We start from the raw sequence: 1,963 nt of genomic DNA on the forward strand, positions 1-1,963 counted from the left end.
TGTATTTTGTAATAAATGTACCTTGATCAACTCACGTTTTTCTAGGACTTCATCAATTTGCACCATAAATTCTTCTGATAAACCGTTTTTACCAATGTTGGCTACGGGGTTCAAATGATGGGCTTCTTTACGTAAAAATTTCTTTTGTTTGTTATTCAAAATGAATAGTCTCCTTTCATAACAAGGTGCGAGAGCCTACCTTCCATTTCTGCAGGCTCAAATCCGATTTTGCTCTAGCTGATATGCTATGCGACTTTTAAAGCGACAAAATCTAGATTAATTTTTCTCTGGTAATAATATCAACACCCTTTGGCACGTAAGCCGCAATTTGAACTGGGTCACTTACTGAAACCCAGCCTAAACCTGGAAATACGATATCAGTTGGTGTTTTGATTGAGAATTCTTTGCGGACTAGTCCCGGGAAATTGGCCTCATTTTCTGGGTAAGGCGGTTGTAAAATCCCACCAAGATGTTCTTGGTAAAATTCGTCTGAACCCTCTAATTTACGACGGTGAGGTTTTATCTGACCAGACATATAAACCGTGAAGGACGTCCGTTCACCAGCAATAAAATCAAGACGGGCTAAGCCACCAAAGAACAATGTTTGTTCTGGATTCAGTTGAAAAGTCACAGGTTTGATTTCTTTATTCGGTAAAGCATCCACCAATTCTTTTCCTTCTAAAATAGAGGTCATCTGGCCTGGGTTAATGATTCCTGGTGTATCAATTAAGCTAGCTTCATTACCATTTGCATCGTCAAAAGGAATATCGATTAAATCTAAAGTCGTTCCTGGGAACTGACTAGTTGTAATGACATCCGCTTCAACACCTGTGGCTTGAAGAATACGGTTAATCAATGAAGATTTACCAACATTAGCCATACCAATCACATAAACATCACGGCCATCACGCATTTCATCGATTTTCGCTAATAAATCATCAATATTAGCCCGCTTTTTAGCTGAGGTAAGGATTAAATCATCGATTTTAATCCCATTATCTTTCAAGTATTTACGCAACCAATTTTCAATCCGGCTGTGTTTCACTGCCTTTGGAATGGCGTCCATCTTGTTGGCAACCATTAGGATGGGGTTAGACCCTGCAAAACGGTTCAAGCCGTTAATTAAAGAGCCTGCTACGTCAAAGATGTCGATCACGTTAACAATAAGGGCATCTTTTTCACTAAGGGTGTTTAAGATGGCTAAAAATTCATCTGCAGATGTCGATACTTTCTCAAGGGTATTATAATGACGCAATTTAAAACAACGTTGGCAGTATAATAATCCTGATTCGATACCTTTTTGGTAGGCAGATTGCGGGGTGTACCCGCGTTTGTCTGGTTGGTCAGTCTGAATTTCAGCACCACAACCAACGCAATATAGTGTTTCTTCGTTAGACAATATTATTCCTCCACTTCAAGTCGGGATGTTTCTTTTCAATTCTCTTGAATAAGAATTTTTCAATTTTACGGTTTAATAGGGTCCATACCAAGTCTGTTTCAACTAATGGCATGACCAAGATACTGCGAATGCCTAGGCGGTTACCACCAAAAACATCGGTTAAAAGTTGGTCACCAACAATGACTACTTCATCCTGGCTGACACCAAGCATGTCAATGGCCCGTCTAAATCCTCTACGAGAAGGTTTTTTAGCATCTGAGGTAAAGAGTACCCCTAGCTGGTCAGCAACACGTTTCACACGGCCGTGATGGTTATTGGATAAGATGACAACAGGTATCCCCGCTTCTTCCATGGTTTGTAACCAAGCGCGCAGCTCCGGTGTCCCATCCGGGTTATCCCATGCAATCAAGGTGTTATCTAGGTCGGTGATCACGCCTTTGATATTATGTTTGGCTAATTGATCAGGTGTCAATTGATAGATACGTTCTATCATCCAGGTTGGTTTAAAATAGTCTTTTTTCATGCCGGCCTCCCTTATTTTCATGAATAGTATACCATAAGCGG

The 1,963-nt window shown here is 40.4% G+C and carries 3 protein-coding genes; all 3 read right to left on the minus strand.

What is annotated here, in order from left to right:
• A partial coding sequence (locus tag ACRCJ0_RS12940) for a YhbY family RNA-binding protein (RefSeq protein ID WP_431390687.1) occupies positions 1-159 on the minus strand: 159 nt, incomplete at its 3' end.
• 112 nt (positions 160-271) lie between these two features.
• The gene (yqeH, locus tag ACRCJ0_RS12945) at positions 272-1,399 is read right to left on the minus strand and encodes a ribosome biogenesis GTPase YqeH (RefSeq protein WP_417892938.1); all 1,128 of its coding nucleotides are present in this window, start codon (positions 1,397-1,399) and stop codon (positions 272-274) included.
• The gene (locus ACRCJ0_RS12950) at positions 1,392-1,922 is read right to left on the minus strand and encodes a YqeG family HAD IIIA-type phosphatase (RefSeq protein ID WP_026465405.1); all 531 of its coding nucleotides are present in this window, start codon (positions 1,920-1,922) and stop codon (positions 1,392-1,394) included. The genes yqeH and ACRCJ0_RS12950 overlap by 8 nt, the downstream gene beginning before the upstream one ends.
• Positions 1,923-1,963: the final 41 nt, after the last annotated feature.

The organism is Aerococcus sp. L_32, assembly GCF_050689315.1.

Excerpts from the sequence above, each read along its gene's own strand:
- ACRCJ0_RS12950 (WP_026465405.1), bottom strand. The coding sequence starts at position 1,922 with ATGAAAAAAGACTATTTTAAACCAACCTGGATGATAGAACGTATCTAT.